Annotated in this window: 17 protein-coding genes; 7 read left to right on the top strand and 10 right to left on the bottom strand. The window is 45.8% G+C overall.

Annotation, left to right across the window (positions count from 1 at the left end; all coding sequences use genetic code 11):
* Positions 1 to 27 precede the first annotated feature (27 nt).
* Positions 28 to 672: a ubiquinone biosynthesis protein UbiH gene (locus tag I2494_RS14065; protein ID WP_218467388.1), complete on the bottom strand. Its 645-nt coding sequence runs from the start codon at positions 670 to 672 to the stop codon at positions 28 to 30.
* 257 nt (positions 673 to 929) lie between these two features.
* Here I2494_RS14065 and I2494_RS14060 point away from each other — a divergent pair, with 257 nt between their 5' ends.
* Complete coding sequence (locus tag I2494_RS14060) at positions 930 to 1,769, top strand: N-acetylmuramoyl-L-alanine amidase (protein ID WP_218467387.1); 840 nt, start codon at positions 930 to 932, stop codon at positions 1,767 to 1,769.
* Between the two features lie 35 nt (positions 1,770 to 1,804).
* Here the strand turns inward: I2494_RS14060 and I2494_RS14055 are convergent, their stop codons facing one another.
* The 4 genes from I2494_RS14055 to I2494_RS14040 all read right to left on the bottom strand — a co-directional run bounded on the left by I2494_RS14055 (position 1,805) and on the right by I2494_RS14040 (position 7,614).
* Positions 1,805 to 3,265, bottom strand: a complete 1,461-nt coding sequence (locus tag I2494_RS14055) for a DUF2867 domain-containing protein (RefSeq protein WP_218467386.1) — start codon at positions 3,263 to 3,265, stop codon at positions 1,805 to 1,807.
* A 225-nt stretch (positions 3,266 to 3,490) separates the two neighbouring features.
* Positions 3,491 to 4,498 carry an NADH oxidoreductase gene (gene hcr, locus I2494_RS14050; protein WP_218467385.1) on the bottom strand — a complete coding sequence of 336 codons (1,008 nt, stop codon included), beginning with the start codon at positions 4,496 to 4,498 and terminating at the stop codon, positions 3,491 to 3,493.
* A gap of 61 nt (positions 4,499 to 4,559) precedes the next feature.
* Complete coding sequence (hcp, locus tag I2494_RS14045; RefSeq protein WP_218467384.1) at positions 4,560 to 6,209, bottom strand: hydroxylamine reductase; 1,650 nt, start codon at positions 6,207 to 6,209, stop codon at positions 4,560 to 4,562.
* 502 nt (positions 6,210 to 6,711) lie between these two features.
* Entirely contained in the window at positions 6,712 to 7,614 is a 903-nt protein-coding gene (locus I2494_RS14040) for a lysine exporter LysO family protein (RefSeq protein WP_218467383.1), read from the bottom strand.
* 244 nt (positions 7,615 to 7,858) lie between these two features.
* Here I2494_RS14040 and I2494_RS14035 point away from each other — a divergent pair, with 244 nt between their 5' ends.
* The 3 genes from I2494_RS14035 (at position 7,859) to clpA (ending at position 12,597) form a co-directional block, all read left to right on the top strand.
* Complete coding sequence (locus I2494_RS14035) at positions 7,859 to 9,529, top strand: ATP-dependent nuclease (RefSeq protein WP_218467382.1); 1,671 nt, start codon at positions 7,859 to 7,861, stop codon at positions 9,527 to 9,529.
* Positions 9,530 to 9,965: 436 nt separating this feature from the next.
* Complete coding sequence (gene clpS, locus I2494_RS14030; RefSeq protein WP_218467381.1) at positions 9,966 to 10,289, top strand: ATP-dependent Clp protease adapter ClpS; 324 nt, start codon at positions 9,966 to 9,968, stop codon at positions 10,287 to 10,289.
* A gap of 25 nt (positions 10,290 to 10,314) precedes the next feature.
* Positions 10,315 to 12,597: an ATP-dependent Clp protease ATP-binding subunit ClpA gene (gene clpA, locus I2494_RS14025; RefSeq protein ID WP_218467380.1), complete on the top strand. Its 2,283-nt coding sequence runs from the start codon at positions 10,315 to 10,317 to the stop codon at positions 12,595 to 12,597.
* 95 nt (positions 12,598 to 12,692) lie between these two features.
* On the opposite strand, the gene infA is transcribed toward clpA, so the two are convergent.
* Both infA and aat read right to left on the bottom strand, forming a co-directional pair.
* Positions 12,693 to 12,911, bottom strand: a complete 219-nt coding sequence (gene infA / locus I2494_RS14020; RefSeq protein ID WP_029093554.1) for a translation initiation factor IF-1 — start codon at positions 12,909 to 12,911, stop codon at positions 12,693 to 12,695.
* 140 nt (positions 12,912 to 13,051) lie between these two features.
* The gene (aat, locus tag I2494_RS14015; RefSeq protein ID WP_218467379.1) at positions 13,052 to 13,744 is read right to left on the bottom strand and encodes a leucyl/phenylalanyl-tRNA--protein transferase; all 693 of its coding nucleotides are present in this window, start codon (positions 13,742 to 13,744) and stop codon (positions 13,052 to 13,054) included.
* 239 nt (positions 13,745 to 13,983) lie between these two features.
* Between aat and I2494_RS14010 the strand changes: the two genes are divergently transcribed.
* The gene (locus tag I2494_RS14010; protein WP_218467378.1) at positions 13,984 to 14,703 is read left to right on the top strand and encodes a phosphodiester glycosidase family protein; all 720 of its coding nucleotides are present in this window, start codon (positions 13,984 to 13,986) and stop codon (positions 14,701 to 14,703) included.
* A 37-nt stretch (positions 14,704 to 14,740) separates the two neighbouring features.
* Here I2494_RS14010 and cydC read toward each other — a convergent pair whose 3' ends face one another.
* From cydC to trxB, 3 genes are all read right to left on the bottom strand, one after another.
* The gene (cydC, locus tag I2494_RS14005; RefSeq protein WP_218467377.1) at positions 14,741 to 16,456 is read right to left on the bottom strand and encodes a heme ABC transporter ATP-binding protein/permease CydC; all 1,716 of its coding nucleotides are present in this window, start codon (positions 16,454 to 16,456) and stop codon (positions 14,741 to 14,743) included.
* A 2-nt stretch (positions 16,457 to 16,458) separates the two neighbouring features.
* Positions 16,459 to 18,228, bottom strand: a complete 1,770-nt coding sequence (cydD, locus tag I2494_RS14000; RefSeq protein WP_218467449.1) for a heme ABC transporter permease/ATP-binding protein CydD — start codon at positions 18,226 to 18,228, stop codon at positions 16,459 to 16,461.
* 131 nt (positions 18,229 to 18,359) lie between these two features.
* Positions 18,360 to 19,319 (bottom strand): thioredoxin-disulfide reductase, encoded by a 960-nt coding sequence (trxB, locus tag I2494_RS13995; RefSeq protein WP_218467376.1) that lies wholly within the window; start codon positions 19,317 to 19,319, stop codon positions 18,360 to 18,362.
* Positions 19,320 to 19,899: 580 nt separating this feature from the next.
* Here trxB and lrp point away from each other — a divergent pair.
* Both lrp and I2494_RS13985 read left to right on the top strand, forming a co-directional pair.
* Positions 19,900 to 20,394, top strand: coding sequence for a leucine-responsive transcriptional regulator Lrp (lrp, locus tag I2494_RS13990; protein ID WP_047781371.1), 495 nt, complete (start codon positions 19,900 to 19,902; stop codon positions 20,392 to 20,394).
* 128 nt (positions 20,395 to 20,522) lie between these two features.
* Positions 20,523 to 24,008, top strand: a complete 3,486-nt coding sequence (locus I2494_RS13985) for a DNA translocase FtsK 4TM domain-containing protein (RefSeq protein WP_218467375.1) — start codon at positions 20,523 to 20,525, stop codon at positions 24,006 to 24,008.
* Positions 24,009 to 24,072: the final 64 nt, after the last annotated feature.

Here is a 24,072-nt window from a genome sequence, read left to right as displayed (position 1 = left end):
CGATAGATTATTAAGATATGTTCTGTTTTAAAGCCGGTTAAATTCAAGCTCACTGACGACGTTATAGCTGTTAGTTGCCGTATCGTAACTGATAAGTACCACACGATCTCCTCTGACTATTTCGGCATCTTGTGGTGCACGAATTTGTAATATCAGGCCAGCACCGCCATCTTCCATCAGGGCCTCTCCGCGTTGTTCAGTGACTACGGAAGAACGCACTTCAGCTACTTTACCGATTAAATTCTTTACTCCCTGACCCTGTTTCATTTTGGTTAATTTGGGTTGTAAAGGTCTTAACAGAAATGAGGTAATCAGTAGAGCAATAAAACCGATCAGAAACAGAGCAACAGTTCCCAGCAGATAACGGAGAATGTCTGTTTCAATAAAACGTAGCATCAAATGGACAGTGAAATAGCTGAGTAGCCAGCCAATTAAGGTAATGAAGGTGATAATAATAGTGAGGGGAATACCTGCCAGACCGAGTTTAGTCATCCAGCCGGCAATGCCGGAAATATCACCAGCATCAATGTCGGCGTCGATACCATCAATATTGAGAATATCGATATCCAGCAGGCCAAAAGAAGCACATATCCAATAGAACAGGACGATTAATAACAGGCCGCTGAAAATGATAACCGGAAAAGCTAAACAGTTTTGCAAGAAGAGCGTCATTAGAGTCCTTTCTCAAACGGTGGCGATTACAAAATTGTCCTAAGTAAATCAGGTTTTAGCCTGCTTTGGTAGCTAAAATAGAGTCTTTTTTGATATTTCTCGCAACAAAAAAAGAATGGGATCTCATATTTGCCCGGATTGGTTGGATAATCTCAGGAATACAATGTGTTAAAGACAGGTAAAGTTAACTTATTAAAAGATAAATTATTATTTTATACTATCTGCAAAATGCTAATGGTTAATGTAAAGGTCAGGTTATGTTCAGGTACGGGCGTGTTGTCTGTTTTCTCATCATATCGGTGATAGCAGGGCTGATTTCGGGCTGTAGTGCTGTTCACGATCGCGGAAGCTATTGGGTGGATGACAGCCATATTGCCATGGGGAATGAGCCACGAGTTAATTTCCTGATTTTTCACTATACGGCAGAGGATGAAGCGAATTCATTAACGGTATTAACCGGGGAGAATGTCAGTGTGCATTATCTGATCAATCCTTTGCCGGATGAGGTTTCAGGGAAGCCGGTCGTGTTGCAACTGGTGCCCGAAAATCGTAGAGCCTGGCATGCTGGCGCCAGCTTTTGGCGTGGTCGCATGAATCTGAATGATACTTCGGTAGGTATTGAACTGGTTAATCCGGGTTATCATAAAGTGGGAGCCGAACGGCGTTGGGAGCCCTATACCGATGAACAAATTGCATTACTGATTGCTTTATCTGATGACATTATCAAACGTAATCAAATCAAGCCGGAGAATGTATTGGGCCACAGTGATATTTCTCCCCAGCGTAAGGTTGATCCTGGCCCGCTGTTCCCATGGCAAAAGTTGGCGCAGGCAGGCATTGGTGCATGGCCGGATGACGAGCGAGTGAGCCACTATTTAGCGATTCGTCAATTAGAGGAAGCCCCGGATATTGCGGCGCTGCAAAATAACCTGAATCGTTATGGTTATCAGGTACCTTCAAATGGTGTTCTGGATGATGAAACCCGCAGGGTGGTTAAGGCATTTCAGATGCATTTTCGGCAGGCTAACTACTCAGGCATTCCGGATGCGGAAACCTTAGCGATTCTTGATGCTTTACTGGAAAAATATCGTTCCTGATGGCAGGCCGCTTTTGAAAACAGCGGTCAACCGGATTAAGAGCGATCGTTTTCAGCGTCAGACTGCTTATCCAGTTGCTCAGCCAGGTAAGCAATTCGCTTTGCCATGCCTTTAAAAATAAACAAATGGGCCGGCATCATTACAAACCAGTACAGTAGCCCACCAAAACCGGCAGGGTGCCACCAGGCACGAACATCCAGTTCCCTGAACTGTTTGTTATCATTAATACTTAAAGTGAGTCGACCTAATCCGGGCGCTTTCATACCAAATAGCATGGCTAACTGACGCAGTGGCTTGATAGAAATCACTCGCCATGAGTCAATATGGTCGCCTATTGCCAGTTGTTCTTTATCGGGTCTGCCATAGCGTTTTTCCCCACCTATCATATCGTCCATCCAACCGCGGATATTCCACAAATAATTAGCATAGAAGTAACCCTCCTGGCCGCCAATTTGTTGAATAACCTGCCACAGGCTTTCGGCGCTGGCTTTGGTTTTTATGGTGTAGCCTGCATGCTTAGGATAAAAGGCATAACCGGGGCGCCAACGAGCTCTGGCCTCTGGGTCGTATCCCCAGTCGGCAGAGTTTACTGCTGACTGTTCTTTATGCATGGTGCTGATAACCGCTTCATCATAATTGATCAGCTTTTGTGGAATCAGCTGTTGTAAAGGCTCTGCGTCTGCCGGTAGGTTATGTTTTAAACCTTCAATCAAGGCTTTGGCCGTGGTGGTTGGAACGGTGGTAATCATATTCAACCAATATACGGAAATCAGCTGCGTTGGCAGCGGAATAGGAATAATCCAGCGCTTCTTGGCGGTAATTTTAATAAAACGCTCAAACATATTTTGGTAGCTGATGTACTCCGGCCCGGCAACGTCAAATATCCGGTTTTCTGATGAAGGATAATTGATAATCTCAGATAGATAGACCAACAAGTTTTCCAGCGCTACGGGGGATGATTTGGAGCGAACCCAGCGGGGAGGCGTAAGGATTGGCAGGCTATATACCATATCTCGCATCACTTCAAAGGCGGCAGAACCAGCACCAATGATAATTCCAGCCCGTAGCTCGGTTACCGGAATGCCACTGTCACGTAACGTATCGCCGGTGATTTGACGCGCCAGTAAGTGTTGAGAAGAGACACTTTCTTTCGGCTGTATGGCGCCTAAAAAGACAATCTGTTTTACAGCGGATTGTTTTAATGCCTGTTGCAGGTTTTGCGCTGCCATTTTTTCGCTATACAAAAAATCAGCTTTTTCGCCCATGCTGTGAACCAGATAGTAGACCACATCAATGTTATCCAGTGCAGGAGTGATAGTTTCTGGTTTAAATAGATCGACATACTGGCAATGAACATTAGGGATTTGTTGTTCTTTTAGCCACTCAATGCGCCGGGCCGCAGCAGTAACGTGATGTCCCTGCGCCGTCAGATAGGGGATAAGGTTTTGCCCAATATACCCACTGGCTCCGAGGATTAATATACGTTGTGGCATCATAGTGTGACCCTGATATGTTTTTATTAGGTTAATAAATTGTTATCTGTTGTGAAGGGTAGCATAAGAAAGAAGAAATAGTTAGGTTTTCAGGGGAATAGCAAAAAATAAGCGATGGGTGTTGTGTTACACAAAGGTGCTTGAAAATGGATCGCCAGCCAGAATCTAACGTATTAATACTCTGTGATCTGACCGGCTATAGGGGAATATTATTGGTAGTGCAAAATATCAGGCTACTTCAACATCTCCGGTTAACTGGCAGCTACAGGCCAGCACGTAACCTTGGGTGATTTCATCTTCCGTCAGGCTCATTTGGCTGGTGGTGGTGTAATGACCTTTAACAATTAGCGTCTTACATGAACCACATACCCCGGAACGACAGGCGGCAATAACCGGTACTTTATTCTGTTCCAGCGCGTATAGCAGGGTGGTACCTACCGGTGCAGTAAACTGCTGGTTAGTGCGAATTACCGAAATATTTAGCATGGGTTCATTACCGGTAATACACTCGGCAGCGGTATGAAACTGTTCTTTATGGAAGCGCTCATTACTGATGCCTAATGCGTAGCTGATAGCTTCTACTTGATCCATATAGACAGCCGGGCCACAGGTCATGACTGTACGGGTGGCAATATCACCGACCTTTTCAGCAATCAGTTCCCGGGAAATCCGACCAGACAGATAACCCTCATTTGCCTGATGTTCGGCCATCAAATACAAGGTCAGTTGAGTCGGGTAACGTTGAACTAATTGCTGCCATTCTTGCGCAAATATCACATCTGCCGGAGTTCGCACATTATAAAAAACAATCAAATTGCTTTCAGGTTGATTGGCTAACAGCCAGCGAGTCATTGACATAATCGGTGTCACGCCACAGCCACCCGCCAGCATCAGATAGTGTTTGTCCGCTACGTTAGCGTAGGTAAATTCTCCCTGAGCATCGGAAAGCCATAGGGTATTACCGGGTTTGACTTCTTGAGTTAACCAGGAAGATCCTTCTCCATCGGGTAATGCACGCACAGTTAAAGTAACGAAGCGGCTTAATCCGGGGGATGAAGATAGCGTATAGGCTCTGAGGGTACTTTCGCTATTGCGAATACTAACCAGGGCATACTGACCTGGAAGATAGGGATAGAAATCCTGAGCGATGAGTTCCAGTGTCCAGACATCGGCAGTTTCCTGCCGGATACTGTGTATTTGCATCGCATTAGGACAAAGGGGTGTCGGCATTGTCATACGGTAAACTCAGTCTATAAGGTGGAGGTGAGAAGGATCACCTCCACAGGATGATGCCTAATCAGGCAGCCAAAATTTCATTGATATCTTGTTCTACGGTGGTAATAGAACGCATACCAAAATTCTCTTTCAGTACATTTAACAAGTTATCCGTCAGGAAACCTGGTGCTGTTGGGCCGGTATAGATGTCTTTAACACCCAGTGCCAGTAAGGTTAATAAGATGACAATAGCTTTCTGTTCAAACCATGAAAGTACCAGAGTCAACGGTAAATCATTAACGGTACAACCCAGTTTTTCGGACAGCTTAACCGCCAACATGATAGCGGAGTAAGCATCATTACACTGACCAACATCCAGTAAACGAGGCAACCCTTCCAGCGTACCAAAGTCCAGTTTGTTAAAGCGATATTTACCACAGGCCAGCGTCATGATCAGACAGTCTTGCGGAACGCTACGGGCAAAATCGGTGTAATAGCTACGTTCACCGCGACTACCGTCACAGCCACCAACCAGAAATACGTGATGTAGCTTTTTCTGTGATACTAAATCAATCACGGTATCTGCGGCATTGAGCAAAGTCTGGCGACCAAAACCAACGGTGATTAAGTGCTCGATTTCGCTATAAGGAAAACCTGCCAGAGAGTGAGCCTGAGCGATGATGGCACTGAAGTCATCACCTTCAAGATGTTTTGCTCCCGGCCAGCCGACAATGCTGCGAGTCCAGATACGGTCAATATAATTACCCGGATTAGGATCGATAATACAGTTTGACGTCATCACAATAGGCCCCGGGAATTTGGCAAACTCGGTTTGTTGATTTTGCCAGCCGCTGCCGTAGTTACCTACCAGATGCTTATATTTGCGCAGTTCAGGATAACCATGGGCCGGAAGCATTTCTCCATGGGTATAGATATTGATACCGGTGCCTTCTGTTTGTTGTAACAGCATTTGTAGGTCTTTCAGGTCGTGACCCGATATCAGGATCGCTTTACCGGCAACCGGTTTGACGTTAACCGATGTAGGGGTAGGATCGCCATAAATGCTGGTTTCGCCATGGTCAAGAATCGCCATGATCTTGAAATTCATTTTGCCAATATTCATGGCGTTATCCAGTAAGGTGGCCATATCCGTTGGATTGGTACCTAACCACGCCATTAGCTGGTGATATTCGGCATAAATGGCGTCGTCATGCTGACCGAGAACCAGCGCATGTTCCATGTAGGCAGCAGCACCTTTCAGACCATACAGACACAGCATACGTAAGCCGTGAATATCGTCACCAATTTCAGCTTTATCTTTGTTCAGCGCAAATTCGGTAGCCTGTTGCAAAATAGCTGGCAGCGTGGCGGCCAGTTGCAGATTTGCCATTGGATGATCCAGTTGCAGGTTGCTATCAATTACACGACAACGGCTAACCAAAGATTCACGCAGGATAATGGCATCGCGGGCATAGCCAATAATGCGGTCAGATTCAAAGTTGACGTTAGTTAAGGTCGAGAAGAAGGCTTTTGGCGCGAACGCATCAACATGATGATCGATAATACCTAAATCCCGAGCTTTGACTGCCCATGCTGACAAGCCTTCCAACACGGCCACCAGCAGGTCTTGCAGGTCAGATACTTCAGCTGTTTTTCCACACATACCTTGTGCATAAGAGCAGCCGTTGCCGGCAGGGGTGCGGATCGTTTGTTCACATTGTACGCAGTACATAATCATGACACCTTTATAAGTTGTATTTTGAATTCATGTTTATCATAAGACGATGGGTGAAGGTTAAAAAGGTATTTTAAATGCAACTTTAACTGTTGTTGATTTAAATCAAAAAAAGGATGGGTTGAGTAATGAGAAAGTTTCGACCACTAATAGTGCAGAGTATGAATTAACCGTGGAATACGTGGCCGAGTTAAGGGGGTTGGCGAACCCCCTTAACAATCCCGCGCTTTCGCACCCGAATCCAGGTCGCTATGCGACTACCTTCCTCCTTCGTTCGGGCTTACGCACCGGCACTGCTTCGGTTTATTCGCCTCATCCATGAGGCTCACCCCTACGGGGCCAGCACGTTGTGCTGTTCAAAATTGCTCCTGCAATTTTGTCAGGCGAAGCAGTGCCTCGCCAAACATCCATGTTGGGCGTGCTACCCTCTCTCAGTCGTCAGCTGAATTCCAGTGCTCTTAAAGGTCAAAGGCTAAGAATTAAGAGATTAAGGGCAAGTTTAGGGAGCAGCAAAAAACGCCATCAACACCGGGGCCAGCAAACTAAGAATAAATCCATGTACGATTGCCGGGGGGATCATTTCAACGCCGCCGCTGCGTTGCAGCACCGGGAGGGTGAAATCCATGGAGGTTGCGCCGCAAACGCCGAGGGCAGCAGAAGGGCTGGAGCGTACCAGCGTGGGAATCAACATAATAGCCACCAGCTCTCTGGCGAGGTCATTAAAGAAAGCAGCACTCCCGAGTACCGGGCCGAGAGAGTCGGTAAGTAAAATACCCGACAGGGAATACCAGCCGTAAGCCGAAGAGATGGCCAGACCATGTTTTATTGGCAATCCAAGCAACAACGCCGCCAGTGCTCCGCCAGCCAATGCGCTGACGGTGACTACCAGAGCAATCACCATTCCACGCTTATTTAGTGTGATCTCTTTTAGTGTCATACCGCTATTTCTAAGCTGGATACCCACCAGTAATAGCAGAAATATCAATGCAAATTCGCTGGCTCGAGAAGCGTAGGTGAACCAACACCACTGGCTTAATCCTAACAAAAATCCGAGAACTACCACGCCACAAAGCTGTAATGACTCCAGCGCCATATGCAGACGAGAGGGGAGCTTTTCCTGGCGATGATTATTTTTCCATGGCCATTGTTTATCCAGCAGTTTTAACGCCAGTACGTTGGCAATAAAAATACAGACAAAAAATACGCCGGCATACAGAAAGATCATCTGTAAATTAGCGCTCAGGTTATCGAGAAACGCCAGGCTGATACCCATAAAAAATAAAATAACGTACACCATCGCGCTTAACAGACGGTTAATACGCCGTAATAAAGGCAAACTTTTGACTGGGATCAGATAACCGATAACCAGCGGCAGCAGAATAATGATTAGACCTGAATACATAGTTTATTGGTAGTAAGCCATCTGATTTTGTTTAGTTTTAGTTAATGAATTTATACGCTAACTAAAAGTGTGGGGGGAGTAAAGTGCCACGTATAGAAAGAATTAAAGAATGATTCATTGCTATTCAGCCAGTTATTTTCATTGGGTTTATAGTTTTTAGCGTTGGCTAACATATAATTATCTTGTTACTCAGTAAATTATAGGTAAGACAAAACACTTTCTGCCGCAGGCTAAGTGAGATGATATGTATTTAGAGCGCGTTGAAATAGTAGGATTCAGAGGAATTAATCGCCTGTCGCTGACGTTAAATGAAAACGTAGTGTTAATTGGTGAAAATGCCTGGGGTAAATCAAGCCTGCTGGATGCATTAACGCTGCTCTTTTCTCCCGGTAGCGATCTTTACTCTTTTAAATTGCAGGATTTTCATTATCCGATGGGAAATGAATCATCCCGTCAGGACCATTTACATATGGTCTTTACCTTCTGTGCCCGAGAAGTTGATTCTCCGGAGATGCCTAAGTTTCGCAAGCTTTCCCCATTATGGATAAAAGGCAATGATGGACTGTCTCGAATTCTCTATCGTCTGGAGGGTGAGGTTCAGAAAGAGGGCAATGTAATAACAGCTCGTTCTTTTCTGGATGCAGCTGGTCATGCCATGGAACTGGATCATATTGATGTATTAGCCCGTGAGATTGTTCGCCTGCATCCGGTATTACGATTACGGGATGCCCGTTTTGGCCGACGTTTCCGTCAGGAAACAGCACAGTTGCAGGAACAGGAAAACGAAGCATTAAGTCAACAATTAGCCAGACTGGCGGAAGAACTCGAGTGTAATCCTCAAAAGTTAAGCAATAAGGATTTGAAACAGGGATTACAGGCGATTCACGCTTTGCTTAAACACTACTTTATCGCCTTGAATGCCAAAGAAAGCAGTGAAAATATCCGTTATAAGGATGAGAAGTACCGTCATAACACGCAATTGTGGCAATCATTAAACTACCTGAATCAGCTTATTTCTGAACCCGAAAGTCGCAATATGCGTATGATTTTGCTGGGAGTGTTTTCAACCTTGATTCAGGCCAGAGGCACGGAAAACCTGGATGCCAAAGCGGTACCTTTACTGCTGATTGAAGATCCGGAAAGTCGGCTACACCCGATTATGTTATCTGCGGCTTGGGGGTTGCTGAATAATCTACCGCTGCAAAAGATCACTACCACCAACTCAGGGGATTTACTTTCTCTGGTACCTCTGGAGAGTGTCTATCGTTTAGTGCGTCAGTCTAATAGAGTCGCCGCTTTTAGAATTGAGGCGGGTGAGTTGAATATTCAGGAACGCAGACGTATTTCGTTTCATATTCGTTTAAACCGAGCCTCTTCACTGTTTGCCCGTAGCTGGCTGTTGGTGGAAGGGGAAACTGAAGTATGGTTATTGACCGAACTGGCGCGTCAGTGTGGATATCACTTTGAAACGGAAGGTATTAAGGTCATTGAATTTGCGCAAAGTGGTTTACGACCCTTATTAAAATATGCCAGTAAGATGGGAATCGAGTGGCACGTGCTGGTGGACGGTGATGATGCTGGCAAAAAATACGCCGATACGGTTCGTTCATTTATTAATGGTGGTGGAGATAGCGATCGGGAGCGTTTGACTCAATTACCGGCGCTGGATATGGAGAATTTTATGTTCAAAGAAGGGTTTAGCAACGTTTATTACGAAGCGGCAGGGATTCCTTCTAATGTTCATATGCCAATGCGTAAAATTATTAGTAAAGCGATTCAACACAGTTCTAAACCCGATCTGGCTATTGAGGTAGCTGAACGGGCAGGGCAGATGGGAACAGAAAGTATTCCTCCGCTACTAAAGCGTATGTTTTCTCGTATTTTATGGCTGGCTCGAGGCCGGGCTGGTAATTAAGTTTTATCTATCACTTTAGCGGTCTGAACGTGGCATGAATGGTTAATATTTCAGCGTTCAGACCGTGATTTTGTATCCAAATGTTATTTTGTGTGAATTTCCTTTTTTATTTTGGCTGCCACTTATCCCCAGATAACGAACTTATTATTGCTTTAAGAGGTCAAAACATTTTGATTATCATGTGATAAAAAGTCATTATTCAGTAAAAGCAGTAACAGAAAAATCTGTGCGCTGCCTGACGGTATATCCATAGATATATTCTTGCTCTGCAAGTCAGAGCTGTCTCAGATAGCGGTAATTGGGTCGGTAAATTCCGACGCAACCGGCGAAGTCAGGGGTGGTTTCACGTATAATCACCATTCTTTTATCAACTCAGGCAAACTATCTGACAGATATCCCATCAGGGTAAGTACCAGAGTAAAACGGCATGTTGGAAATGAATAATTTACGCGATTGGCTAAGCTTGGAAGAGCTGGCTGACTCAGAATTAGATGAGAAGCTGAAACAACCACCTCCGATGTATCAGGTTATACTGAATAATGATGACTATACGCCGATGGAATTTGTGGTGGAGGTGTTACAGAAATTCTTCTCCTATGACATTGAACGGGCAACACAATTGATGTTAATCGTTCATTATCAAGGTAAGGCAACGTGTGGAGTCTTTACTGCAGAGATTGCAGAAACGAAGGTAACGCAAATTAATCGCTACGCGCGAGAGAATGAGCATCCATTGTTGTGTACGTTAGAAAAAGCCTGAAAAGGTCATTTATGTGGAGGTGCCCATGCTTAATCAAGAACTGGAACTCAGTCTCAACATGGCGTTTGCTACAGCCAGGGAACAGCGTCATGAATACCTGACCGTCGAACATCTGTTGCTGGCATTATTGAGCAATCCGGCAGCGAGAGAGGCACTTGAAGCCTGTCAGGTAGATATTGTCGCGTTACATCACGAACTCGAGTCATTTATTGGACAGAACACGCCTCACTTACCGGATGGCAGTCCCGAGTCTGAAACTCAGCCAACCCTGAGCTTCCAGCGGGTGCTGCAACGTGCAGTATTTCATGTCCAGTCATCTGGCAGAACCGAAGTCAGCGGCGCTAATGTGCTGGTGGCTATTTTTAGCGAGCAAGAATCCCACGCGGCCTATTTACTGCGTAAACATGATGTCAGCCGTCTGGATATTGTGAACTTTATTTCTCACGGTACCCGTAAAGATGGATCACAGGATGATATTGGCCCTCAAGGCTCTATTCCCAGTGAAGATGAACAAACCAGTGCAGAAGATCGCATGGATAACTTTACGTCCAATCTGAATCAATTAGCTCAAAACGGCAGTATCGATCCGTTAATTGGTCGGGAGATGGAACTGGAACGTACTATTCAGGTTTTATGCCGCCGTCGTAAAAACAACCCATTATTAGTTGGTGAATCTGGCGTGGGTAAAACCGCTATTGCCGAAGGCTTGGCATGGCGAATTGTTCAGGGAGATGTTCCTGAAGCGGTGGCGGATTGCACCGTGTACTCTCTGGATATTGGCTCATTACTGGCTGGTACCAAGTACCGTGGTGATTTTGAAAAACGTTTCAAAGCGCTTTTAAAGCAGCTTGAAGCAGATAAAAACAGCATTCTGTTTATTGATGAGATCCACACCATTATTGGTGCCGGTGCGGCGTCAGGCGGTCAGGTTGATGTAGCAAACCTGATTAAACCAATGCTTTCCAATGGACGTATTCGGGTGATGGGTTCAACCACCTATCAGGAATTCAGCAATATCTTTGAAAAGGATCGTGCTTTGGCACGTCGTTTCCAAAAAATCGATATTACTGAGCCTACCGCAGAAGAAACGGTGCAAATTCTTACCGGGCTGAAGCCGAAGTATGAAAAACACCATGACGTGCGTTATACCGCTAAAGCGATTCGCGCAGCGGTTGAATTGTCGGTGAAATATATTAACGACCGTCATCTGCCGGATAAAGCCATCGATGTGATCGATGAGGCTGGAGCCTATTGCCGCTTAATGCCAGCCAGCAAACGTAAGAAGACGGTCAACGTCAGCGATATCGAAACCATCGTTGCTCGTATTGCCCGCATTCCGGAGAAAACCGTTTCGGCTAACGATCGTACTGTGTTGAAAACCTTAGCTGAACGTATGGGCATGATGATTTTCGGTCAGGATAAAGCGATTAACGCTCTGACTGAAGCTATCAAAATGAGCCGTGCAGGGTTAGGGGATGAGCGCAAACCGGTAGGTTCATTCTTGTTTGCCGGCCCAACCGGTGTGGGTAAAACCGAAGTTACTGTACAGCTGGCAAAGGCGCTGGGCGTTGAGCTGCTGCGTTTTGATATGTCCGAGTATATGGAGCGCCACACCGTCAGCCGTTTGATTGGTGCGCCTCCTGGCTATGTAGGTTTCGATCAAGGCGGCTTACTTACTGATGCGGTAATTAAACATCCTCATTCGGTTCTGCTGTTGGATGAAATTGAGAAGGCCCATCCGGATGTATTCAACCTGTTGCTGCAAGTAATGGATAACGGTACGTTGACGGATAACAATGGCCGTAAAGCTGATTTCCGCAATGTGATTCTGGTAATGACTACCAACGCCGGGGTTCAGGAAACTCAGCGAGAGTCCATTGGTTTTAAACATCAGGATAATCGTACTGACGCAATGGGTGAAATTAAACGTCTGTTTACACCGGAATTCCGTAACCGTTTAGACGGTATCATTTGGTTTAACCATTTGTCAGCGGAAGTGATTCAACTGGTGGTAGACAAGTTTATTGTTGAGTTGCAGGCACAGTTGGATGCCAAGGGAATTTCTCTGGAAGTCAGTCAGGATGCTCGTCACTGGTTAGCTGAAAAAGGCTACGACAAAGCGATGGGAGCCCGTCCGATGGCCAGAGCTATTCAGGAACATTTGAAGAAACCATTAACTAATGAACTGTTGTTTGGCTCTTTAGTGAACGGTGGTTCAGTCAGTGTAACGCTGGATACTCAGGCAAATGACCTGGCTTATCGGTTTGAGAAAATGAAAAAACCGAAAATTGAGAAGGCCGTCCAGTAATCCATTAACTGTAAATAAAACGCCCTTGCCAACAGGTAAGGGCGCAGGAGATTAACTCCAACGGGTTCCGCAATATGAATGCGGAGTACCGTTTATTAACGGCTACGGAAGATGATGCGGCCTTTGCTCAGGTCGTACGGGGTCAGTTCGACAGTGACTTTGTCACCCGTCAGAATGCGGATATAGTTTTTACGCATCTTACCGGAGATATGGGCTGTAACCACGTGACCATTTTCCAGTTCAACGCGGAACATTGTGTTAGGCAACGTATCTAAGATCGTGCCTTGCATTTCAATATTGTCTTCTTTGGCCATCGAATCCTCTAGGTGTAACTACCTTAGTTTTTAACCGGCAAGATAATGCCGAAAAACGAGCAAAGTGTAAAGGACAGAGTGTAAAGAAAAGCAGGTTAAGCTGCTTTATTTTCACTCTGTTGGCTCATCATATGATGGTTTCAACGCAAATCTTGAGGAGCCCAACAGGCCGGAGAGAGCGGCTGTTGCTGTAATTTGTATAAAAATTGTAAATAATCTGAGCGAGGGATCTCGGTAGCGCCCAATGACTCAGTATGGGGATTTAAAATCTGACAGTCGATTAATCTACCACCATGGCGAATAAAATGCTGACAAAATACGTATAAAGCCAGTTTGGAAGCGTTAGTTTGACGACTGAACATCGACTCGCCACAAAATAGCGAACCTTGTTCAACACCGTACAAGCCCCCCACCAGTTTCTGTTGATCCCATACTTCAACAGAATGTGCCACTCCTTGTAGGTAAAGCTGAATGTAAGAATACTGGATAGTTGGATCAATCCAGGTTCCTTCATCTCGCTCACTGGCACAGGCTTCAATCACCTGATGAAACGCGGTATTCAACGTTACACGCAGGGATGTCTTGCTAATAAATTTCATCATGCTACGACTGACATGCAACTGTTCTGGTACCAGAATGGCTCGAGGATCGGGTGACCACCATAATATTGGGTCGTCAGGACTGAACCAGGGAAAAATACCATTCTGATAAGCATTCAGTAGTCTCTCCGGGGAGAGATCGCCACCCAGCGCCAGCAAACCATTAGGATCTTCCAGCGCATACTTTACCGGTGGAAAATCGATGGAATCTGGCGATAGCTGAATCAGCGGCATAATAACGTATAACCTATCAAAATTATCTCTCAGGATAATTATCGGACAAATAACAACGGACGCTAGTTTACCAGAAATGGGTGAGAGATAGGACAAATAGATTCCTGAATGGGAAGAATGACCCGCTTTACCACTATTTACCATTGTATAATGCCAGCCAGCAATAGATTATCGCAGTTGGTGCCGCGACATAACGTCATAGCATGTGGGTAACGGAATACTGGAACAGAGGTTATTTGATGGGATTACAATATAAATTAGCTCGGGTGTTGATGATGGTGATGTTATTGGTCGCGACCCATGCTGCTCGGGCAGATTCGGATTCAGTAATGTTGACCTATACGCCAGATCTGGCAACTGAAACCATCCGCATGTATTGGCTCAAAGACGATGGAACGCCGTATAAAACAATTAATAATTTATTGGATATGCAAGGGAAGACTCGGCAAATCCACATGGTAATTAACGGTGGGATATACAGCAAAAGTTACCAACCAGAAGGACTTTATATTGAGCAAGGTAAAGTACTAAGTAAGCTGAATCGGCAAAAAGGGAAAGGTAATTTCTTCATTCGTCCGGGCGGTGTGTTTTCTGTGCGTAATGGCGTTGTACGTATTGATACGCTGGAAAAATTTCGCTTAACACCAGTAGCTGATTTTGCCGTGCAGTCTGGCCCGCTACTAATTAACAAAGGTGTGGTTAATAATAAGTTTAGCAATACGTCTGAATCCCGAAAAATTCGGCATGGTGTTGGAATTACGGATAAAGGGAAGGTCGTGTTTTTACTCAGTAAGCAGGCGATGAGTTTTTACGATTTTACCTACTATGCGCGTGATCGGCTAAAGATAAGAGATTTACTCTATCTGGACGGTAGCATTTCTAATATGTATACCCCTGAATCGCCGGTGTATTACCAACATTATCCTTATGTCACTATGATTACGGTTGAGGCAAAATGATTCCCCGGCGACTTACCGGGGAATGCGAACGGGGAGATTAACGTTGGTGGAAACGGTAATACTGACCTTGTTGTTCCAGCAGACTGTGATGGGTTCCCTGTTCAATAATTCGACCCGCATCCATTACATAGATTTGATTCATTCGTTCTAATCCTGACAGGCGGTGGGTTATCAGGATAACGCTCTTATGCTGGCAGTGTTCTTTTAACAGCATCAGAATTTGATGTTCTGTGTTGGCATCCAACCCTTCTGTAGGCTCATCCAGCAGTATTAACGGGGCCTTATGCAGCAGCGCCCTGGCTAAACCGATACGACGTTGTTCGCCGCCGGAGATTTGTCGACCACCTTCACCTATCCATGTATTGAGTCCATCCTGTTCCAGTAAAGCATCAAGACCTACTTTAATCAGAGCAGAAGTGAGTTGTTCATCACTGGCATCAGGGGCGGCCAATAATAAGTTGTTACGTAACGTAGCGCTAAAGATATGAACACGTTGGGTAACCACCACCATCATTTCCCGCAGAGTGGCTTCATCATAGTCGGTCAAAGGACGATCGTTAAGTAGGATAGTACCTTGCTGTGGATCCCAGGCGCGAGTTAATAGTTGTAGCAGGGTGGACTTGCCACAGCCAGTACGACCCAATAGGGCGATATGCTCACCGGATTGCAGATTCAATGAAACATTCTTTATTGCCGGGAAAGGCTGCTTTTCATAGGTGAAGCTTACATTGTCCAGTGACAGCGAGGCTTGCTCCGCGAAAGCTGTCTGATGATGTGGGAAGGTGACTTCCGGTTTTTGTTCAATTAACTGGTTAACGCGTTCAGCAGAGGCCATCACCTGACCTAAATGCTGGAAAGCTCCGGCAACGGGAGCCAGTGCTTCAAAGGCAGCCAGAGAAATAAATACAAACAGAGCGATAAGCGCTCCGGGCTGGGAATTGTCACCAACTCCGTCTGCTGCCATCCAGAGAATCAGAACGAAAGTTAATCCGGATGCCACAATCATCAGAGATTGTGATGAACCGGCTAATGAAGCCTGTTGCTTTTGACGTTCTAACCAGCGAAGCTCAATCACATCAAGTTTTTGGCGAAATGCAGTCAAAGCACCAAAAATAACCAGCTCAGATTGCCCCTGTAGCCATGAAGTGAGTTGTCCCCGGTAGTCACTGCGTAATGCGGTTAAATCTGCTCCCACAGGTTTACCGGCCCGATAAAAGATAGCCGGAATAGTGAACAGCAACACCAGCATGATCAGACCAAGCGTAAATGCCAGAGAGACATCCAGCCAGCTTAAACCAAATGTCACCACCATAATAACGACAATGGCGCTGACCAGAGGTGAGATAAGCCGTAGGTAGAGGTGATCCAGTGTCTCTACATCAGCCACCAGTCGGTTAAGCAATTCTGCCTGACGGAAACGGGCAATACCGGCAGGCGAAAGAGGCATCAGCTTCTTAAAAGTGAAGGTTCGCAGGTGAGCCAGAACACGGAAAGTGGCATCGTGAGTAACTACGCGCTCAGCATAACGTCCGGCTGTACGGAAAATCGCAGAGCCACGTACTCCAGCAGCCGGTAACATATAGTTAAACAGGATACCGGCAATACCTGCCAGTGCCGATGCTGCCAGAAACCATCCTGAAAGCGTTAACAGACCGATACTGGCTAAAATAGTGACAATAGCCAGTACAATCCCTAAAGAGAGACGGAACCAATGACGACGATACAGGGCTAAAAATGGTAATAATGTTTTCATTTTCAGACCTCTGCATTTCGGTTAGACATTAAAGCGGCAAACGCGCCACCTGACTGGCTGAGAGTCATAAAATCTCCCCGTTCAATGATTTGGCCTTTATCCATCACCCAAATCTGATCGTAACCTTCAAGATCTTCGAGACGATGGGTAACCAGCAAAGTGGTTTGGTGGAGCGAGGCTTCATTTAAGGCTTTCATCACCAGACGTTCACTGTTGGCGTCAAGACTGGCGGTGGGTTCATCCAACAGCAATAAGTGACAGGGGGATAATAGTGCCCGGGCAACGGCGACTCGTTGGGCCTGACCTACAGATAGTCTGGCCGCATGATCGCCGACTACGGTATCCAGTCCATCAGGAAGCTGTGTCACAAATTCATCAATATAGGCTCGCTGTATTGCCAGCTTTAGAGCCTCATCGGTAGCTTGTGGATTAGACAATAAAATATTTCCACGCAGCGTTTGCTCCGGCAGGTGAGGGTTTTGTCCCACCCAACTGAGCTCTCTTCGCCATGAAGCAGGGCGAAGAGAGCTCAACTCAATATCATTAATAGTGATCGAACCCTGATAGGGTAAAAATCCTAATAACAAATTAAGCAAAGAGCTTTTACCTGCGCCACTATGCCCGACAATCGCGATACGCTGGTTGGGAGTTAAGATAAAATTGAGTGGGCCAGCCAGGCTTTTTCCCTGTGGAGAGAGGATATGCAGGTTTGTTGCTTTGATGGTGACCTGATCACATTGGACTAAATCTTGAGTACCTTCACCGTTAGACTGTGTTGATTCTGATTGTAAGAAGGTTTGCAGAGATTCAGCGGCACCAATAGCCTGTGCTTTGGCATGGTAATAGGTTCCTAAATCCCGCAGCGGCTGGAAAAACTCTGGCGCCAGAATCAATACCAGAAATCCGGCGAATAGCGTAACCGGCAAACCGTATGAGCCAAAATTCAGTTCCCCCAGATATGAGAAGCCAAAATAAACCGCAGCCACAGCAATAGATACTGAAGCAAAAAACTCTAAAACAGCGGAAGAGAGGAAGGCCAGCTTTAACACATCCATGGTACGTGAACGGAAGTCTTCTGAGGCCTGAGCAATTTGTTCCGTTTCCGCTTTTGCACGGTGGAACAATCTCAAGGTTTCCAGACCCTTTAATCGGTCAAGAAAGTTACCACTCAAACGTGCCAGTGCAATGAAGTTACGTCGATTCGCATCCGCCGCACCCATGCCGACCAACGCCATAAATATTGGAATAAGTGGGGCAGTGGTCAGTAAGATCAGACCGGCAGTCCAGTTAATAGGGAATACAGTGGCCAGAATTAACAGCGGGATAATCACCGCTAACATCATTTGAGGCTGATAGCGGGAGTAAAAATCCTGCATATCTTCAATCTGTTCAAGAATCATGGTGGCCCAGCTACCTGCTGGCTTCCCCTGAATCCAGGCTGGGCCAAGTTGTTCAAGGCGATTTAGCACCTGACGACGAATGTGTTGACGTATCGCTGCGCCATACATAAAACCAACCCGCTCACGAAACCAGGCCAGCACTGCACGCAGCACGATGGTGACCACAATCAACAGAAAATAATTAAGTAACTCGTTGCGGGGGATATTTTCAATAATCAGCGAGTGCAGCAGAGTTGCCAGTAACCAGGCCTGCGCAATGATTAACAATCCGCTGAGTAGTCCTAACAGGGTAGATATCCGTAACCAGCGCTGAGCCAGAATACCCTGAGACTTTAACCAACGTGTTAACTCACGTTGCCGTACCTTATTCATATTAGACATAAAATAGACTGGTTCTGATAACTAAAGTTGGGCTTAGGATACCATTAGTATCCATGAAACAAGAAGGCGGCCATTAGCCGCCTTGTTATGTTGTGTCACACTTTCAGTTCACACAATAGCTATTAATTGTTATTTAGCGTCTCAAGATAGCGTTCTGCATCCAGTGCAGCCATACAGCCGCTGCCAGCAGAAGTAATGGCCTGACGGTAGATATCATCTGCAACATCACCTGCCGCAAATACGCCAGGAATGCTGGTTTGTGTTGCATTTCCGTGGCTGCCTGATTGTACTTTCAGATAACCATCTTTTAGTTCTAACTGACCCGCAAAGACTGCCGTATTTGGACGATGACCGATAGCAATGAACACGCCGGTCAGCGTTAACTCTTCGGTGACGTGAGTTTTGACATCTTTCAGACGAACGCCGGTAACGCCCATATCGTCACCCAAAACTTCATCCAGAGTTCGGTCAGTATGCAGGATAATGTTGCCGTGACGAACTTTTTCCATCAACCGGTCAATCAGGATCTTTTCTGCCCTGAAACTGTCTCTGCGGTGAATCAGATGGACTTCAGCAGCGATATTAGAGAGATATAATGCCTCTTCAACGGCGGTATTACCACCACCGACAACGGCAACTTTCTGGTTGCGATAGAAGAAGCCATCACAAGTTGCACAGGCAGAAACGCCACGTCCTTTAAACGCCTCTTCTGAAGGTAAGCCTAAATATTGAGCAGAAGCACCGGTAGCAACGATTAATGCATCACAGGTATACTCTTCACTGTCTCCAAACAGACGAAAAGGTCGGGTTTGCAAATCAACACGATTAATATGGTCGATAATGACTTCAGTATTAAATTTGAGTGCATGTTCACGCATGCGCTCCATCAATGCCGGGCCAGTCAAGCCTTCAGCATCACCAGGCCAGTTTTCAACATCGGTTGTTGTGGTTAATTGTCCACCCTGTTCAATACCGGTGATGAGTACCGGACTAAGGTTTGCACGGGCACCGTAGACGGCTGCGGTGTAACCAGCAGGACCAGAACCTAAAATAAGTAATTTACAATGTTTGGCCATGGCCATAATTCCTCTATAAAAGTGAGGTCGGAAGATACATGCGATTGTAAGGAAAATAGCGCATTAAAAAAAGTTATTAGCTACATTGTTACCAATCGATGTGATAGCTTTTATCTATCAAAAAATGATTTTTAGATTAAAAATGAAGCCGAAACGGATTTTTATAGAGAATTGTGCTTTTTTTTAATCATTTGCTTTGACAATAAGGTAGCTATTTGCGAAAACATTATTCTGTGATTACGCTGGTAATTATATTAATAAAGCAACAGTGTATAGATAATTTGGCAAGATGATAGATACATACACTTTATTTATATAGATTGACCGCATAATACGATATGTTCAAATGATAGTTTAGCGTAGAATTGCGGAACTTCGCGGATCACAATAGTGGTATGTTTTAGGTTGTTAGTTTTAGTTAATCCAGTTGATGTAATGCTTCGTTATTGTGCGAAAAACGGTAACGAGAAACTGCCTGATGGCAGATTTACCTGGTAACTACAAGATTGGCCTGAACGGAGGCGCCAGATATCTTTTGGATAGATAATGGTGTATCAGAAACAAGGAAGATATTGAGAGAAAAAAAATGGTAGACAATAAAAAACGCCCTAGCAAAGATCTTGATCGCATTGACCGTAATATTTTGAATGAATTACAACTGGATGGTCGCATTTCCAACGTTGAACTGTCAAAACGCGTTGGCTTATCTCCAACTCCATGTTTGGAGCGCGTACGTCGTCTGGAAAGACAAAAATTTATTCAAGGTTATACGGCGTTATTAAATCCACACTATCTGGACGCATCGCTGTTAGTGTTTGTGGAAATCACCTTAAACCGTGGCGCAGCAGATGTGTTTGAACAGTTCAATACGGCTGTGCAAAAATTGGAAGAAATTCAGGAGTGTCATCTGGTATCCGGTGACTTTGACTATCTTCTGAAAACTCGTGTATCAGATATGTCTGCATACAGAAAACTGTTAGGTGAGACGCTGTTGCGCTTACCGGGTGTAAACGATACGCGTACTTATGTAGTAATGGAAGAAGTCAAACAAAGTAACCACTTAGTTATCAAAACACGATAATTCATCGTTGCAGGTGCAAAATCTGCTAACTTCCGTTACACTCCTGTGTATTCATACAGTTTCAGCGCTGGGTACTCCTGGCGCTGCCGTTTTATTACTCGGTACTACGGTAACCTGGAGAGCCTTTCTTGAGCCAGGAATATATAGAAGATAAAGAGCCTAAGTTGAAGAAGTTAAGTAGCCGCCAGCGGCTTTTTGAAGCTGGTTTATTATTGGTGGTTATTTTCTCCATTTACCTTATGGTGGCGTTAATTAGTTTTAATCCTGCCGACCCTAGCTGGTCACAAACAGCCTGGCACGAACCTATTCATAATATAGGTGGTGAAACCGGAGCCTGGCTGGCAGATACCCTGTTATTTATTTTTGGGGTGCTGGCCTATGCCGTACCGCCAATGATCGTTTTTCAGTGCTGGATGCTGTATCGCCACGAGCGTGAGCAGAAAGCCGTTGATCTATTCTCCTTTTCACTACGCTTTATCGGGCTGCTAGCTCTGATTTTTTCATCCTGTGGCCTGTCGGCTATCAGTATTGATGACTGGTACTATTTTGCCTCCGGCGGTGTGATTGGTAGTTTGATCAATAGTGCGTTGTTACCTCATTTTAACAGCGTAGGTGCGACACTGATTTTGCTCAGCGTATGGGCTGTAGGGCTAACACTGTTTACCGGCTGGTCATGGTTAACGATTGCTGAAAAGATAGGTGCCTTTGTTATGGGTATCCTGACCTTTGCCTCAAATAAAACTCGCAAAGAGCGTGATGTTACCGATTACGATCAGGATAACGTTAATGACAACGTCATCACCTCTACCGTTGGCGCTTCTTCTTTTGCTGCGACCGCAGCGGATGATGTTTTGTTTACTGCGCCAGGCGTAAGATCTGACGATGAGTTGACTCAGGCTGATGATGACGCAGAGGTCAATGAACTGCAGCAGGAGTTTACTTTTAATGCAGCGCTGGACGATTTGCCTGAACTACAAGAATCACCTGAACCAGCAACATTTGGTTCGGTAGATCTTGTGACTGACAGGATGAATAACGAAAGTCACGCACCTGTTCAACATGAGCCCGAGGTTCCCGCTGAACCAACGATTTCTTCGTCAGAACAACCGGCGATTTCTTTTGGTCCGACAACCTATACTTTCAGCAATTCTGAACCACAGACGGTAACCGTTAACCCGTCAGAAACTCAGCGTAGCGAGTTCACTAATCCTTATTCTCCGATTAATCCACCGGTTGTTGCTGATACATCACCAGATGAACCAACAGAGCCGTTGATATCGGGAGATTTTGATGCAACGGCACAGGATAATACATCACCAAATACGGATGCATTATCAAGCAACCTGACATTTGGTGCAGCAACGGCTGCTGTCACGGCCGCTGCCGCAGGAACAGCTACTTCATCTGTGCCAACCATGACGTTTACTCCTGTAGCCGGTAGTCAGCCGCAGGTTAAACAGGGGGTTGGCCCAGAGCTTCCGCGTCCAAATCCTGTTCGAATCCCCACTCGCCGCGAACTTGCTTCCTATGGGATTAAACTGCCGTCACAACGGGAGGCGGAGCAGCGTGAACGCGATCGTCTTAACCGTAATAAGCCAATGGTGAATGACTTCGCTGTTAGTGAAGACGATGATGAGGCGATAGAGCAAGAAGCATTGAGAAGGGCGTTTGAAGAAGAACAGCGTCAACGCTATGGTGATCGTTATCAGGATGATGATAACGATGAGGATATGGTCGATAACCCACTGTACGGTATTTCTGCCCGGGATGATGTTGACGATGAGGTTCCTGATGAACGTCCAGTTGAACCACTGTTTACCTTACCTTCCCAGGTAGGTGACGTAGAACGCACTGATGATGTTCCTTTTGGTAATATCAATGACGTTACGCAGTCGGTTACTTCATCTTATGGTTATCAACAACCTGTTGAACGTCCGGTAGCTCCAGTGCCACAGGCACCGGTTACAGCGTCAGGTTATACGCAGTCATCGCATGGTGTGAATGTAACATCACAAACGCCATCACCTTTCCAACCTGTAGCGCCTAAAGAAGAGCCACAACCCGCTCAGCCTTCAATGGACGGCTTAATTCATCCGTTCCTGATGCGTAATGAACGGCCGTTAGAAAAACCAACTACGCCACTACCTTCTCTTGATTTACTGGCTTCACCTCCATTGAATCAGGATCCGGTAGATGTGGAAGCGCTAGAAGAGACCGCTCGTTTACTGGAGCGTCGCCTTGCCGATTTCCGAGTTAAAGCACATGTGGTTGATATTTTGCCGGGGCCGGTGATTACTCGTTTTGAATTAGATTTAGCGCCGGGCGTGAAAGCGTCCCGAATTTCCAGTTTGGCGCGAGATTTAGCTCGTTCGCTGTCGGTAACGGCGGTGCGTGTGGTAGAGGTTATTCCGGGCAAGCCCTATGTTGGTCTGGAATTGCCAAATGAACGTCGCCAAACGGTTTATATGCGTGAAGTGCTGGATACTCCAGAGTTTACCGACACGCCTTCTCCACTTACTGTGGTGTTAGGTAAAGATATTTCGGGGCAACCAGTGGTTGCCGATTTGGCTAAAATGCCTCATTTACTGGTAGCTGGTACGACAGGTTCAGGTAAATCGGTAGGTGTGAACGCCATGATTCTGAGCATGCTGTATAAAGCTAAGCCAGAAGATGTTCGCTTTATTATGATCGACCCCAAAATGCTGGAGTTATCAGTTTATGAGGGAATTCCTCACCTGCTAACCGAAGTGGTTACTGATATGAAAGACGCCGCCAATGCGCTTCGCTGGTGTGTTGGCGAGATGGAACGTCGCTATAAGTTGATGTCTGCCCTTGGGGTAAGAAACCTGGCGGGATACAACGAAAGGGTTGAAGAGGCTGAACGTCTGGGTCGTCCAATACCGGATCCATTCTGGAAGCCAAGCGAAAGCATGGATGTATCACCACCAATGCTGGAAAAACTGCCTTATATCGTCGTATTGGTTGATGAATTTGCCGATCTGATGATGGCGGTAGGCAAGAAAGTTGAAGAGTTGATTGCTCGTCTGGCACAAAAAGCTCGTGCTGCAGGTATTCATCTGGTGTTGGCAACCCAGCGTCCATCAGTAGATGTGATAACGGGTCTGATTAAGGCTAACATTCCAACCCGTATGGCATTTACCGTATCAAGCAAGATTGATTCGCGAACCATTCTCGATCAGGGTGGCGCAGAATCCTTGTTGGGGATGGGTGATATGCTTTATTTACCACCTAACTCCTCGATGCCGGTGCGTGTTCATGGTGCTTTCGTGCGCGATCAGGAAGTTCATGCGGTAGTTCAGGACTGGAAAGCGCGTGGCCGTCCTCAGTATATTGATAGCATCACAGCAACCTCAGAAGAAGGTGAAGGTGGTTTTGGACTGGAAGCGGATGAAGAGCTTGATGCACTGTTCGATCAGGCCGTGGCTTTTGTGGTGGAAAAGAAAAAGCCATCAATATCCGGAATTCAGCGCCAGTTCCGCATTGGTTATAACCGTGCTGCGCGCATTATTGACCAAATGGAGGCTCAGGGTATTGTGAGTCCTCCGGGGCATAATGGTAACCGGGAGGTTTTAGCCCGCGGTCAGTTTGATTAATTTAAGGCAACAACTGTTGTTTAAGGGCCGCAAAATGCGGCCCTTATGCTAACTGAAAAGATAA

Origin of the sequence: Limnobaculum allomyrinae, assembly GCF_016649425.1 — a bacterium.
GTDB classification, from domain to species: Bacteria; Pseudomonadota; Gammaproteobacteria; order Enterobacterales; family Enterobacteriaceae; genus Limnobaculum; species Limnobaculum allomyrinae.
The sequence above is the reverse complement of the archived record's forward strand: the minus strand, read 5'-3'. Positions and strand labels throughout refer to the sequence as shown.